The organism is Microcoleus sp. N9_B4 (genome assembly GCF_036701635.1).
In the GTDB taxonomy this organism is placed as follows: domain Bacteria; phylum Cyanobacteriota; class Cyanobacteriia; order Cyanobacteriales; family Microcoleaceae; genus Microcoleus.
The window spans coordinates 99,792-114,134 of record NZ_JAUBRC010000014.1; the positions used below are offsets into that span (position 1 = coordinate 99,792).

General features: G+C 44.4%; 13 protein-coding genes. 6 read left to right on the plus strand and 7 right to left on the minus strand.

The window, feature by feature from the left end:
* Positions 1 to 332 precede the first annotated feature (332 nt).
* Positions 333 to 791, plus strand: coding sequence for a phosphate-starvation-inducible PsiE family protein (locus tag QUA43_RS11940; RefSeq protein ID WP_333374064.1), 459 nt, complete (start codon positions 333 to 335; stop codon positions 789 to 791).
* Between the two features lie 170 nt (positions 792 to 961).
* On the opposite strand, the gene rimM is transcribed toward QUA43_RS11940, so the two are convergent.
* Together rimM and QUA43_RS11950 are read right to left on the minus strand one after the other, a co-directional pair.
* Positions 962 to 1,603 carry a ribosome maturation factor RimM gene (gene rimM / locus QUA43_RS11945; protein ID WP_333374066.1) on the minus strand — a complete coding sequence of 214 codons (642 nt, stop codon included), beginning with the start codon at positions 1,601 to 1,603 and terminating at the stop codon, positions 962 to 964.
* A 188-nt stretch (positions 1,604 to 1,791) separates the two neighbouring features.
* Positions 1,792 to 2,424, minus strand: a complete 633-nt coding sequence (locus QUA43_RS11950; RefSeq protein ID WP_333127004.1) for a response regulator transcription factor — start codon at positions 2,422 to 2,424, stop codon at positions 1,792 to 1,794.
* A gap of 25 nt (positions 2,425 to 2,449) precedes the next feature.
* Here QUA43_RS11950 and QUA43_RS11955 point away from each other — a divergent pair, with 25 nt between their 5' ends.
* The gene (locus tag QUA43_RS11955; RefSeq protein WP_333374068.1) at positions 2,450 to 2,614 is read left to right on the plus strand and encodes a hypothetical protein; all 165 of its coding nucleotides are present in this window, start codon (positions 2,450 to 2,452) and stop codon (positions 2,612 to 2,614) included.
* Positions 2,615 to 2,635: 21 nt separating this feature from the next.
* Here the strand turns inward: QUA43_RS11955 and QUA43_RS11960 are convergent, their stop codons facing one another.
* Complete coding sequence (locus QUA43_RS11960; RefSeq protein ID WP_333374070.1) at positions 2,636 to 3,910, minus strand: molybdopterin-binding protein; 1,275 nt, start codon at positions 3,908 to 3,910, stop codon at positions 2,636 to 2,638.
* 115 nt (positions 3,911 to 4,025) lie between these two features.
* Here QUA43_RS11960 and QUA43_RS11965 point away from each other — a divergent pair, with 115 nt between their 5' ends.
* The 4 genes from QUA43_RS11965 (at position 4,026) to cobO (ending at position 6,765) form a co-directional block, all read left to right on the plus strand.
* On the plus strand, positions 4,026 to 4,643 hold the full coding sequence (locus QUA43_RS11965) for a hypothetical protein (RefSeq protein ID WP_333374072.1): 618 nt from the start codon (positions 4,026 to 4,028) through the stop codon (positions 4,641 to 4,643).
* A 164-nt stretch (positions 4,644 to 4,807) separates the two neighbouring features.
* Positions 4,808 to 5,386, plus strand: a complete 579-nt coding sequence (locus QUA43_RS11970; protein WP_333374074.1) for a Uma2 family endonuclease — start codon at positions 4,808 to 4,810, stop codon at positions 5,384 to 5,386.
* 105 nt (positions 5,387 to 5,491) lie between these two features.
* Positions 5,492 to 6,070 carry a Uma2 family endonuclease gene (locus QUA43_RS11975; protein ID WP_333374076.1) on the plus strand — a complete coding sequence of 193 codons (579 nt, stop codon included), beginning with the start codon at positions 5,492 to 5,494 and terminating at the stop codon, positions 6,068 to 6,070.
* Positions 6,071 to 6,129: 59 nt separating this feature from the next.
* The gene (gene cobO / locus QUA43_RS11980; protein ID WP_333374078.1) at positions 6,130 to 6,765 is read left to right on the plus strand and encodes a cob(I)yrinic acid a,c-diamide adenosyltransferase; all 636 of its coding nucleotides are present in this window, start codon (positions 6,130 to 6,132) and stop codon (positions 6,763 to 6,765) included.
* Between the two features lie 185 nt (positions 6,766 to 6,950).
* On the opposite strand, the gene QUA43_RS11985 is transcribed toward cobO, so the two are convergent.
* The 4 genes from QUA43_RS11985 to QUA43_RS12000 all read right to left on the minus strand — a co-directional run bounded on the left by QUA43_RS11985 (position 6,951) and on the right by QUA43_RS12000 (position 14,253).
* Positions 6,951 to 9,488 (minus strand): CHASE4 domain-containing protein, encoded by a 2,538-nt coding sequence (locus QUA43_RS11985; protein WP_333374080.1) that lies wholly within the window; start codon positions 9,486 to 9,488, stop codon positions 6,951 to 6,953.
* Between the two features lie 106 nt (positions 9,489 to 9,594).
* Positions 9,595 to 10,092 carry a hypothetical protein gene (locus tag QUA43_RS11990; protein ID WP_333374081.1) on the minus strand — a complete coding sequence of 166 codons (498 nt, stop codon included), beginning with the start codon at positions 10,090 to 10,092 and terminating at the stop codon, positions 9,595 to 9,597.
* Positions 10,093 to 10,483: 391 nt separating this feature from the next.
* Entirely contained in the window at positions 10,484 to 11,488 is a 1,005-nt protein-coding gene (locus tag QUA43_RS11995) for an RNA polymerase sigma factor, RpoD/SigA family (protein WP_333216423.1), read from the minus strand.
* A gap of 1,031 nt (positions 11,489 to 12,519) precedes the next feature.
* On the minus strand, positions 12,520 to 14,253 hold the full coding sequence (locus QUA43_RS12000) for an ATP-binding protein (RefSeq protein WP_333374082.1): 1,734 nt from the start codon (positions 14,251 to 14,253) through the stop codon (positions 12,520 to 12,522).
* Positions 14,254 to 14,343: the final 90 nt, after the last annotated feature.

Here is a 14,343-nt window from a genome sequence, read left to right on the forward strand (position 1 = left end):
GCGCGTCGGAGCAAGCTGGGAGTCAACAATCATTCTCTGTTGAGAATAGATAGTTAGTTCAGTGGTCGCACCGCGCCTTAAAAGCCTCAAAATATTGCTAGACAATAGTTTGAGGTTTTTTTATGGCAAAAATTTATTAAGCAGGAGTTCATCGCGTGCGATCGATTCCTCGCTGACACGAAAAACTATAAGATATAACAGGCAAAGAGAGCCGCCTTTTCCCAAGTACCCGGGTGATGCCGTAAAACCAGGCAATCACAGAGTTTTGCGCTTGCAAAGTGTACCGAACAATGACAAAATCATTAATTAAGAATGAAGACTAAATCACTTTTATGCTGAAAAAAATATTGAGGCAAATTTCCAAGTCAAGCAGTGATGAAAATTTTCTGCATTTTACAGAAAGTGTAGAAGTAGTAATATCGAAAATTTTATCACTGGCGATGATTTGGGTAATTCTCCTCAGCGTTTGCGATTTGCTGATTTTTTTAGCAAAAGAATTGGTAAACCACACTGATAATTTGTTAAAAGACACGTTGTTTGTCATATTTGGGTTATTTTTAAATGTTTTAATTGCTCTGGAAATCTTGGAAAATATTACAGCTTATCTGAAAAAGCACGTAATTCAAGTAGAGCTAGTTATTGTAACTTCTTTGATAGCAGTATCTCGAAAAATCATCATTCTTGACCTGGAAAAGAAAACCGCAGCCGACTTGATTGGTTTGGCGACTGCAATTTTCGCGCTTTCCATCAGTTACTTGATAGTGCGGTCTACAAATAGAGGAAAGGATTAATATTGGGAACTGGGGATTGCGAATTGTTAATAACTAATATAGCAATCCTCGCATCATTTGTGAATTTCTTACTCCCTCCCCTTACCAAGGGGAGGGTTGGGGTGGGGTAAAAAATTTACGAGTTATTTAGAATTGCTCTATAATATCCGGTCGCTCGACCGGACATGATATTATTCCAATAAACCAGGAGGAGGCACAATTTCAATTCTGCCTTGTTCTAAGTCAACAACTGGTACAATCTCTTCCACAAAAGGAATCAATATTTTTGTTGATTTAGGCTCTTTAACACGAATTTTCCGTGGTTTGCGGGTATTTCTGGGGTCAGCGTTGGCTTGGGGAGTTTCAGGCTGTTTTGGCTTTTCTAATTCTGCGGGGACAGTTTCCGGCGCCGTTAGATTCGTTTCTACTTCTAAAAGGTCGTTACCTGCAGGAATAATATCACTTACCTTGCCTAGGATTTCCCCGGTTAACTGGTTAAAAACTTCCATACCGATCAAATCTTGGACGTAAAACTCATCAGATTCGAGGTAAGGTCGATCGGTCTTTTCAACAAACAACTTACAGCCCCGCAGCGCCTCAGCACTATCGCGGTCTTCCACACCCTCTACCTCTACAGCATACAGCCCTTTGCCCGGAATGTAGCGACCGCCCAAAAACTCGATCGGTTCCGGTTCACTTTTGTTAGGGCGCAAAATCCACCGCTTTCCTGGTTCGATAAACCTTTCCGGGAAATCAGAATCGGGATAGACTCGCACTTCCCCGTCCAAACCTTGAGCTGCTACAATTTTACCGATTTCTATCCATTCAGACATAAACTTTTTGGGAATTAGGAATTGGGAATTAGGAATTGGGAATTGGGAATTGGGAATTGGGCATCGGGCAGAAAAGCCTTGGTAGCAAACAACAAATAACTACTGACTACTGACTACTGACTACTGACTAATGACTACTGACTAATGACTACTGACTACTGACTACTGACTACTGACTACTGACTTCTTTACACCAATCCAGTTCTCAGCGCTACAACTGCTGCTTGCACGCGGTCATCCACTGCCAACTTATTCATAATACCGCGAACGTGAGTTTTAATAGTATTTGGACTCAAGTAAAGCGCCGCTGCTATCTCTGGATTGCTGTTACCTTCCACCATTAATTTTAACACCTCCAATTCCCGCTGCGACAACTGACCAAAAGTAGTTGTAGAGGCAGGTGTCGGGGGTTTGAGGTGTTCGATAACAGTCCGGGCAATTTGAGGGTCAAGATATGTAGCGCCCTCTGCTGCGGCTGCAATCGCTGCTAACAGCCTGTCTACAGAAGCACCTTTAATACAATAAGCATCAGCACCACTAGAAAGGGCAGCAATAATTTCAGTTTCTGCCGTGTGAGAAGTTAACATTACTACTCGAACTTCTGGCAATTGTGCTTTAATTTGCTGCGTCGCTGCTATGCCGTCGAGCCGTGGCAAACCGATATCCATTACAATAATATCAGGTTTTAGTTTCAGTGCGGCTGCTACGCCTAAATAGCCGTCTTCTGCTTGTCCTACTATTTCTATTTCTGGGGAATCGGCTAAAACTTGCTCTAATCCCAGTTGCATCATCGGGTCATCTTCAACAATTAAAATTCTCATAATACGAAGGAAGTTCGGCAACGGATTGTGTAACGGATGTAACGGATGTAACGGATGTCAGGAAGAAGGAAGTTCGGCAACGGATTGTGTAACGGATGTAACGGATGTCAGGAAGAAGGAAGAAGGAAGAAGGAAGAAGGAAGATTACTTAGTTGTTAATATTTTACATGAACTTATACCGAACCAATAACAAATAACCAATAACAACTAACTAATGACTAATTTTTAAAACCTCCACGAATTCGCCCGGTACAATCCAGGTGTCCCCTGGGGGCAAAACTGCTAAACCACTCGTATTGGCGAGGTTAATTAAATTCGCTGAATTTTGGCTGCCGCTAGCAGGTTCAAATTCCCAGACTCCCGCAACTAAATGCAGTTTACCCCAAACATAAGTTTCGCGCTGACCGTGCGATCGCAATTCAGCATTACACCTAGCTTTGAGAAACTCCGGCCCCCAAGCATCCGCGCCAAGCCCAGACATCTTTCTCAAAGCAGGCACAACAAAGCGCCAACAGCAGACTAAAGCCGAAACCGGATTTCCCGGCAAACCAAAATAGAGACAATCCGAACTCAAACTCGGCGAATCCTGATTTTTTTCACCTCGTTTAAACGCAGCAACCGTTAAAGGTTTCCCCGGCTTAATCGCCACAGAAGTAATGTGAACTTTTCCTCCCAAATCCCCCAATATTTTCTCAATATAATCGTAGTCTCCAACCGAGACGCCCCCCGTAGAAAGCACCATATCCGCCGTAGCAACAGCCCGGGATATTGCCTTGTTTAACGCCTCTTCATTATCAGGAACAATGCCCAATCGAATCGGTTCAAATCCCATTTGTGCCAACAAAACTGTCAAAGCATACTGATTCGAGTCTACCAGTTTCCCCGGTGCCAGAGGTTCGTCTGGCGAGACCAACTCGTCACCCGTAGAAAAAATTGCCACCCGCAGCCGCCGATAAACGGGAACTTGAATGCACTGGGCAGTTGCTAACACCGCCATTTCAGGGGCATTGATAACTGTACCGGGAGTTAGCAAAGTTGTTCCTGCTTGATAAAAAGCGCCTTTGTGCCTGACAAATGCTTGCGGTTTTTCAGGAGAAACTAAGATAAAAATACGATCGCCCTCACGCCTTGTTTCTTCCTGCATTACCACCGTATCAGCACCTGCAGGCATCACCCCACCCGTAAAAATTCGCGCCGCTTGCCCCGATTGGACGGTATTTTGAGGCTGATATCCGGCTGGAATATCTTCAACTACTTCTAGTACCGCTGGTTTTTCGGCGCTACAGTTTTCCACATCCGCAAAGCGCACCGCGTACCCATCCATTGCTGAATTATCCCAATAAGGAAAATCCAGGGAACCAGTGACGGCAGCAGCCAAAATGCGCCCCGATGCTGCCAGCAAGTCTACAGTTTCTACATCCCGCTGACTGTCGAGGGGTTGCGCCAAATTTAGAACGATCGATTCTGCTTCTTTCACTGACAGCATGACTGTCTCCTTGTTTTGATAACACTCCTGATTAAGTTTAGCAAAATATCCAGAGATATTGGTGATATAATTTTTTTATTTGGGCAGTCAACCTAATTTTTGGTATTAATTGCTTATGACTATTTCGCGCTTTGTTGTCCGACTAAATTGTTTATCCTTATTCCTGGTAACGCTGCTGATAATTATAACTCAAATTGCCGGATTAAAAGTCAGCGATTTATTCTTTTACCCTTATTTTTCCCCCAATCCCAATGTCGCCTTGTTAACTCGGAGTTTCCAAATTTTATGTTCTGTACCCGTCATTGTTTGTACTTTCACCTATAAATTAGCTCAAACTATTCAAACGCGCACTTCAGAAAATCGATTTATTCTGTTTTCGGCTTTGTTAACAGGTGGATTTTTACTAAATGAAATTTACAGAATTCATATATATATGGTAGCAGTGGGAATTCCTAAGCTAGGAGTAAGTCTTTTGTACGCCGTGGTTTTGTCTTCCTACGGATGGTTTTTTCGGCGAGAACTACAGTTAACTCCCTACCAAATATTGTTAGCTGGTTTGGGCTTGTTGTTTTTTGCGATCGGCGTAGATTCCCTGCATTTAAAAAACAAAATATTCTCTAGTTTACTAGAGGGAGTACCTAAATTGTTTAGCGAAATCAACATTGCATTTTATTATTGGTATGTCTGTAAGTGTTTCCTGCACAAAGCTTTTTATAAGAATATTGAGAGCTAGTTATAAGTTGGTGATATAATGATATCACAAGTACCTCCCCAAAACTACAACTCAAATCCTCCTCCCTCAATAATAATATTTACAGCATCTGCATTGCTCGGCATTGAGCCGCATTCATATACATTATCTGGCTTAAAAAGTCCAACGCATCCTGATAAAATACCATGCTAGCAGTTACCATCAACTTCAACTCGATCGCCAAAATAACCGACGACCAATTTTATCAACTGTGCCGCGAAAACCCCGATGTCAAATTTGAACGCAACGCCAAAGGAGAAATAATCGTTATGTCACCCACAGGAGGAGAAACCGGAAATTACAACTCAGAAATTAATGCGGATTTTGTGATTTGGAACCGACAAACTAAACTGGGAATTTGTTTCGATTCTTCAACTTGCTTCAAACTGCCAAGCGGTGCCAACCGTTCTCCCGATGTCTCTTGGATTGAAAAATCAAGATGGGAGGCACTCACTCCCGAACAAAAACAACAATTTCCTCCTATTGCCCCGGATTTTGTCTTAGAGTTAATGTCGCCAACCGACAGTTTAAAAGATACTCAAGACAAAATGCAAGAATATATGAATAACCAAGTAAAACTAGGCTGGTTAATTAACCGCAAAAACCGGAGAGTTGAAATCTATCGCCAAGGACAAGAAAAAGAAGTTTTGGAATGTCCAACAGAACTATCGGGAGAGGATGTTCTGCCCGGTTTCGTGCTAAACTTGCAGCTAGTCTGGGCGTAAGGCAAAATCGGCTTTGACAACAATATTTTCGGGGCGAACAGACTACCTGCATCGATCAGCATTCATGTGCAATTAAAATACTCCAAATGCAGCCTCTAAAATACCATGATAGCAGTTACCATCAACTTCAACTCGATCGCCAAAATAACCGACGACCAGTTTTATCAACTGTGCCGCGAAAACCCCGATGTCAAATTTGAACGCAATGCCGAAGGAGAAATAATCGTTATGTCACCCACAGGAGGAGAAACCGGAAATTACAATTTTGAAATAGCTACTGATTTTGGAATTTGGAACAGACAAACTAAACTGGGAATTTGTTTCGATTCTTCAACTTGCTTCAAACTGCCAAGCGCTGCCAACCGTTCTCCCGATGTCTCTTGGATTGAAAAATCAAGATGGGAGGCACTCACTCCCGAACAAAAACAACAATTTCCTCCTATTGCCCCGGATTTTGTCTTAGAGTTAATGTCGCCAACCGACAGTTTAAAAGATACTCAAGACAAAATGCAAGAATATATGAATAACCAAGTAAAACTAGGCTGGTTAATTAACCGCAAAACCCGGAGAGTTGAAATCTATCGCCAAGGACAAGAAAAAGAAGTTTTGGAATGTCCAACAGAACTTTCAGGAGAAGATGTTTTGCCCGGTTTCGTGCTAAACTTGAAAACACTGTGGCAATAACTAGACATCTTTGATCTATCAGCGTTTATTTCCGTTCATCTGCGGTTAAAAAAAAATTAATGGAAACCAATACAGAAACTACTGCAACCACTGGCTTAACAGCCCAACAGCACAAACAGAAAATGCAGCGCCGCCAAGAAGTGCAATCACAGCGAATTGCTAACTCCTCAAAAGAAAAAGGTTTAATTATAGTCAATACAGGTAACGGGAAAGGCAAAACCACTGCCGCTTTGGGAATGGTTGTGCGATCGCTCGGTCACGGATACCGCGTCGCTATAGTACAATTTATCAAGGGCGCGTGGGAACCTGCAGAGAAAGCCGTTTTTCAACTCTGGGAAAAACAGCTAGAATTCCACGCAATGGGAGAAGGTTTTACCTGGGACACCCAAGACCGCGATCGAGATATCGAAACAGCTCAAAAAGCCTGGGAAAAATCCCTAACTTTTATCCGCAATCCCGAATTTAAATTAGTTCTTCTAGATGAAGTCAATATAGCATTAAAACTAGGTTATTTGCAAGTGGAGCAAGTGCTTTCCGGGTTAGACCAAAAATCAGAAGAAACCCACATTATTTTAACTGGCAGAGGCGCCCCGCCAGCGCTAATCGAACGGGCAGACTTGGTGACAGAAATGACTTTAGTTAAGCATCCATTCCGAGAACAAGGCATTAAAGCTCAAGCAGGTATTGAGTATTAATAATGTGGTTGGTATTCAAAAGTTTAGTCCTAATTAGCTAAAAGCTGATGGGGAGTGGACTGAAGCCCTGACTACAAACCGTATTTATGTTGTTTCTAGTCAGGACTTTTTACCCAATCTAAAATCTAAAATCTAAAATCTAAAATCTAAAATCTAAAATCTAAAATCTAAAATCTAAGATACATCTATGCTGGCAACGTTAAGGTAAAAGTTGACCCCTTGCCAAACTCGCTACTCACACTAATTTCTCCCCCCAGCATCTGAGAGTATTTCTGCGCTATTGCCAAACCCAAACCCGTACCTCCGTACTTGCGGGTAGTCGAAGCATCAGCTTGCGTAAAAGGTTGAAATAACTTTTGTAGCTGTTCAGGGGTCATCCCAATCCCCGTATCAGTACAATTAAAAATTAACTGTTCAGAATCCCAACTATTCTCGTCATTTTTAATTCTTTCAACGCTGAGTGTAATTGTTCCTTGATGAGTGAACTTAGCTGCATTGCTGAGCAAATTAAACAAAATTTGAGTAAGCTTAGTTTGATCGGAATACAATTCGCCAATATTATTAGGACACTCCACATTCAGGCGATTTGTGTTTCGCAAAAATAGCGGTTCAACAGTTCTAGCTACATCTTGAACGACCTCCGACACGTCAAAAGTTTCTAATTCAAGTTCCGCGTGACCGGCTTCAATCTTCGACAAGTCGAGAATATCATTAATTAAGGTTAGTAAAAGCTGACCTGAATGGTGAATTCTCTCCAAATCCGAGATAAAATCTTCTTCGCCCAAGTCTAAAGCTTCTTCTTGCAGAATCTCGCTGTAACCGATAATTGCATTCAGAGGAGTTCGCAGTTCGTGACTCATGTTAGCCAAAAACTGACTTTTAGCCAAACTAGCTGCTTCTGCAGCTTCCTTTGCCTTGTAGAGTTCGGCCTCGGCTTGCAAGCGGTCGGTCACGTCGTGAGCTAGCACTAATTCAGCATTTCTGCTATCAAAGAGCGTGGCATAAGAAGTAATTTCTACATCAATAATTGTTCCGTCTTTTTTCTGGTGCTGCCACACACCTGCAAACTCAATCCCGACATCTACTTGGGATTTATTTCCTAACAATATTGGCAGCTCTTGAGGGGGACGAATGTCCGTAATGGTCATGTTGAGAAATTCGTCACGAGTGTAGCCGTAGTGTTCGACAGCAGCCTGATTGACGGCTATAAATTCCTCAGTTTCTAAATCGTAAACCCACATCGGATGGGGGTTATTTTTAAACAAAAGTCTGTAGCGTTCTTCGGAGGCTCGCAGTTCGGCTTCTGCTTGCTTGCGCTCGGTAATGTCGCGGACAACAGTGCAAATAATCTCGCGGCCTCCGTAGGAAATCACGCTCCCGCTCACTTCTACATCCACGCAGGAACCGTCTCGGTGGCGGTAGAGAACTTCGCCAATTCTGAATTGTTTGTCCGTCAGCAGCAACTCGATATTGTTGTCAATTAGGTCTTTAGAGTAAGCGATGATATCGTAAATAGTCAGTTGCGAAATCGCATCAAGACTGTAATCGAGCAGGTCTCTAAACGCTGTATTGGCTTCCAAAAGGCGTTTGGTTTGAGCGTCCCACAGGAATATACAATCTGTAGCTTGCTCCACTACGGCTCGGTAGCGGGCTTTTTCCTCAAGTTGTTCGCTTTCGGCTTGGGCGATCGCACTCAACATTCCGTTGATAGTATGGGCAAGGTCGGACAACTCGTCTTCGCCCGTCACCGGCAGTCGCACGGAGAGGTCTTGGCTGCTGCTGACGCGGTTCACGGCTTTCGCCAAACCGCTCAACCGAGACAGCACCAGACGCTCTAGCAGCAGCAGAGTGCAGCCGACCAACCCAACTCCCGCTAACGCTACAGACCCCAGCAGGTACAGCAAACTAATTTGACCTTGCCGATATATTTCTCTGGGAATATCCACCCGCAATAGCAGCGCAGGTTGGTTGTAAATATCCCGGATCAGAGTGTAACCCGCGATCGACTCTTCGCTTAAAGGACGCACCAAAATCGGTTTTTTTTCCGACAGTTTCTCCCGCGCCTTCTGAAAGTCTGCAGGCAACCGAGCCTCATTAACGCTGTGTACGATTAGTGGCAAGCGGGTAATTTTAGCAATCTTTGCAATGCCTGCACCATCCAAATTGCGCCCGAATATCAGCGTACCTCGGATCGGGCCGGTGTTTTTAGTCGTGAGAATAGGCCGGGAAGTAATCAGTATTGGCCCTGACGGTAGCAGCAGGACACCAGCGAGGCTGCTTTTGGCGCTGGGGTGCTGCAACAGCGGGTCGCTTAGAGAAATGCGCCGTTTTAATGCTTCTGGAACAGGCGTTAGTTTCAGCTTTTCGCTGTCTAAACCCGTACCGTAAACTATTTTGCCAGAAGTATTGACAAAGATGGCTATATTAACTCTTATATTAGCGAGCCCTTCTGGAATTAAATTGGAGTCAATGTATTCTGAGTTGCGGTTTTGGATAAAATCGTAGGTGTCGTCCCAGGCCGACCAGTCGGCAAAGCGCGAGTTGAAGTCATCAGCGGTTTGCCCGAACACGCTGAGCACTCCCTTGACAACCTGTGTGGCTTCTTGTTCCTCTGCTTTGATCAGGCTGCCCAAGAGGATGCTTGAGGAGGCGACATACAGAATGCCAGTCAATCCAGCGATGGTAATGCCAATGATCGATAGTGTTTTCCGACGCAGTTTCATCTTGCCATGTGTGTGGTGTCCGTCCGAAATTCTCAACTCAGGAGCAATTTTACTACTGTTTCCTGAGCTCTGACTGCTGGGGCCGCGCCTGGGGGCCAGTCTTCTGCTACTTTTCCCACACCTGCTGTTTGTGAGCTTCCTTGCAAATACCCAAGATGCGCCGATCGTTCTCGCTGATGGTAGAAATTGGGTAATACTGTTCCAGGTTTACCGAGTAGGGAGAGCGACTGCCGTCGTAACTGTCCACTACTGTTAAATTTAACTGAGTTCGATCGCTTGTGCCGTAAAAACAGTAAAAAGCAGACCGAGGCAGGTAAAAAGCGCCGACTACCTTACTCTGCCGCATTTCAAATACAAAATATTCTTGTTTAATTTCCTCTGGCTTGCTCGACTGGCCGTAGAGGTAAATGCCATCTGCTAAACCTGTGCTAGCTGTATCTGGCCCAGGATTTGGCGGAGATTGCGAGCTTAAAACGCCGGATTTGATGTCCGAGTTGTGTGCCCGGCGTGCGGGGAATGCGATGCTGAAGTTACCGGGCGAGAGAGCAAGCACGATCGCGATCGCTTGTAAACTTCCTGTCAATATCAAATAAGTCAAAACCACTCCAGACCCCAAAATTTAAAATAGCTGGTTCCAAGCGCCTCTTGTACCAGTTTCACAAAGATTGTAGAGAAACCGGGTATTTGGCTTAATGTTCGCTATAAACTTAAAGGAACGATCGCCCGCCCGATGCCTGAACTTAAATCTAAGATTAGTTTTGACGAATTTTGCGTCCGCCCCGATCGGGCGATCGACCCCTCAAATAATACCATTTTAGATTTTTAATTTTAGATTAAAGAATTGAGTAATTTGGCGTGACTTATTCCATAAGGGTTTGGAGCACGGGTCTACAGTTGCATTCTTTTTTTTAACTGGTATAAAAGTATCCTTCCCAGCGCCGTGCCAACACGAAAAAAAAAGTTGAGATTTTCCAAAATCTCAACTTTTTTAGTGACTAACTAGCCAAGTATTCTCGGACTTGAGATTGGCGGCGCCGTAGGTGGGCAAGGGCTTGATGTTCTAGCTGCCGCACCCGTTCCCGGCTGAGATTTAACCGTTCTCCGACTTTCGCCAGAGACATTTCTGTGCCGTCTTCCAAACCGAAGCGCAGAATTATTACATCTCGCTGCTGGGGAGTAAGTTCTGATATCAAAGTATTGAGGTCTTGCCGCAGTAATTCCGAGGTAATGTAGTTGTCTGGAGATGCCGTTTCGTCTTCTAAGAGTTCTTGCAGTTCGGTATCTTGGTTGTCTCCTACCCGCAAGTCCAAAGAAACAGGATGTCTTGCCATCAGCAGGTATTCCCGAATTTGGGAAGGGTGCAGTTCCAAAGCAGCAGCAATTTCGGCAGGGGAGGGAGACCGGCCCAACTGCTGGGTAAGTTCCCGCTGCACCTTTTTGATTTTGTTGAGTTTTTCGGTGATGTGAATTGGCAATCGGATTGTGCGGGCGTGTTGGGCGATCGCGCGGGTAATTGCTTGCCGAATCCACCAGTAGGCATAGGTAGAAAATTTGTATCCCCGCATCGGGTCAAATTTTTCGACTCCTCGTTCTAAACCGAGGGTGCCTTCTTGGATTAAATCCAAGAATTCCATATTGCGTTTCTGATATTTTTTGGCGATCGCCACTACTAGCCGCAAATTGGCTTCAATCATCTTTTGCTTTGCCCGCCGCCCTATTTGTAAGATCCGGCTAAGTTCAGGTTCGGTCAACTCCATTTCGGCAGCCCACTCTTGATTCGTCAGATCCCGCTGCCATTCTTTAGCAAGTGCTTGTTTTGCTTCGATTAATTTCATCATTTGCTGCACCTGCTTCCCGAAAACAATTTCTTCTTCTCGGGTTAGCAGGGGTACGCGACCGATCTCGTGCAGATAGGTACGAACCGTATCCGTTGAGGAGTATGGCCGGCTGCCCATGCGATCGGCTTTCACTGTTTTGTTTTTGGGGGTTGTGGTGGACATGGGTGAGTATTGCACTCCTTGTAACAACAGATAAAAAGTTGGTGATACCCTGTCCCACTTTTACAAGTGGGATAAAGACTGCGACAAGGGGGATGTTTTCCCTCTTGTTTATCGGTGACGATCGGTAGAAGCTTTTTGTTTGGGATTACTTTTGTGCTTGATTTCCAGTAATCGCCGTCGATTTTCGGTAGCTCGCTAGCTTTAACGGCTAGTTTAAGGCGAAGTGAAGCAAGAGTTTAGTTTTCTCAATATTATTCCCAATTTTGAGGATCGTAAAGGGTAAAAACCTCTGTCTTAAGGTCAAGATTCTACATTTTTCCTTAAGGTTTTGAATTCCCTGTTAGTTTTAACTGCCACTCAACTTCACAATACTCATGCAAACAGACTCATGCAATTCGAGGGCTTTGTTTTGCTCTCTGTTCTATCATCGCTTGAAATTTTCTCGCTGCCTAGATGGTGGGATGCGAGATAACCGAACCCGATCACCGTATTAGATGCGAGTAACTGTTTAAAATATTTATTGACATTTTTATTGAAATATGCTAATCCAATTCTGCTACGAGTAACGACAAGGTGTATAAAGGCTGGCTGTTGCCCTGTTTGACTTTCATTGTGCCCCTAGGCTCCATCATCTGCATCATGTTTAAGCTTATGCAAATTTTCTGTAGTCAGGGATGAGGGGTGAGGGGGTGAAAGGGGAAAAGGTTCTGACTGAAAGCTGGGGCCTAATTTTTTTGAAGTTCGATCGCACTTTTTCGTTTATATTTTCGTTTGTAACTGGGGAGCATCTCAATGAAAGCAGCCCTCCGCTAGAAATTGGAGTTAGGAGTCAGGAGTCAGGAGTCAGGAGAAAAGAGTCAGAAGGAAGAAGTCAGGAGCCAGAAGAAGTGTTTTTACAAATATGAGATGCTCCCTGTAACTGAGGCAAAAATCAGATATTTCTGTCATTGCCAGCGATCGCCCATTGTTCGCAAAGACTAATTTACAGTAACATTTGCCTAAGTTCTGTAATGAATCTAGCAGTTGTCAATCTAAAATCCTAAATCCATTTTAGCAGATTCTGCCTCGGCAAATACTTGTTCATCCGGCATTTCTTGCCAGTCAATATCCCCAATTTCTCTGTAGAATTGCTCGTCATAGGCGCGAGTTTGCACGACGACGGGCATCGGTACGGCGTGCCCCAAAACTAATGCTTGCTGTTTGGAGTCGAGTTTTGCCAAAACCGATCGCAAACTCTGCCCTCCTGAAACGCCGGTAAAAATAGCATCAATGTCTTTATCGTCGTTTAGCAAAGCTGTGATGCGGGTGCCGACTTGCGACATGACTTCGCCGTCGATGCCGGAGGGACGCTGGTCTACAATCAGCAGGGTTACGAAGTATTTTCGCATTTCTCTGGCAATTGTACCGAAAATAGTCGATCGCACGATCGCCGGATCGAGAAAGCGGTGAGCCTCCTCAATAGTAATCACCAACGGCTGCGGGCGATCGCACGGATTTTTGCTCTGCAAAAACTTCTCCGCTTTCCGCACGTAAGCTTGGTGAATGCGGCGAGTAATCACATTTGCAGCCAACATATACGACAGCAAATCCGAGTGGGAACCGAACTCAATTACTACATTTTTTCCACCATCTAAACACTGCAAAACTTCAGTTACATAATTTTTTGGACAGCGTTTCCGAATGTATTTCAAATCGTTTAATCGCTCTAACTTTCGCTGCAAAGCCATAATCGAAGACTTATTTCCCCGCTTTTCTTCGCAAAACATTTGGATATCTTCGTTGGTCATTTCCAGCAACTTGTTGATCCAACCACTCCCCAACTCATTTCGCAAAATAATCGCATTTTCGATACTAGCTTCCGACAAATTTAACTCGCGCTGCACTAGCGCGATGTCTTCCACTTCAATTTGATCGAAACTCAAAAACAACTCTTGAGCGTCGCGGACTCCCCGGCGTTTGGTCGATTCTGGATCGAGGGTATAAATCTGCATTTTATCGGGAAACAACTGCCGCAAACCTTTAACAGTGCTGAACTGTTTCCCTTCCGAAACAGCTTCCCACCCGTACTCCGAGTGCATATCAAAAATTAGATTAACCGCAGCTTGCTTGCGAATAATTCCCGATAGAAGCAAGCGCGTCAGAAAAGATTTTCCCGTTCCCGACTTGCCAAAAACGCCGTTGCTGCGTTCCACAAATCGGTCTAAATCCAAGCACACAGCAACGTCCATGTCAATCGGTTTGCCGATCGCAAAATTGCGGCGATACGGGTCATCTTCCCAGCCAAAAACTGCCCTAAAATCACTTTCTTTGGCATCAAACACCTGGGAAAAGTGGCTGGGAATAGTTTTAACCGGCAGCAACTCAATATCCGCGCCCGTTTGTGACTCAAAAGAAGCCAAATTTCCTAACGCCAGCTTATTCTCGCGAACTCCGCCGTTTTTCGTCGGGTCGAAAATTGCCTGCTGTTTTTCTCTCTCAGCAGTCAACATCAACATCGGCGACAGTTCGATCGTACCGTAGGTGCTGCTACCGGCTAGCACTGCTAGCAGAAAATCGTCGTCGGGATTGGGAGGATTCGATAAAATGCGGGCGCTAGAAGTTCCGAGAGACACGTCGGTTAGCATACAGAAAAAGTGCGATCGCACCCCCCGCACTACTAGAAATTTCCCCACCCTCATATCTTCCACCGAAACATCGGCGTGCAGTCGCACTTCTAATCCCTTGCTCAGGGAGCCTTGAATAACAGAGCCTAACGGTCGATCCATTTTAGATTTTAGATTTTAGATTTTAGATTGTTAATAATCGAGCAATTTTCGATGGGCGATTTTTTATTTTAGATTTTCGATTGTTAACAG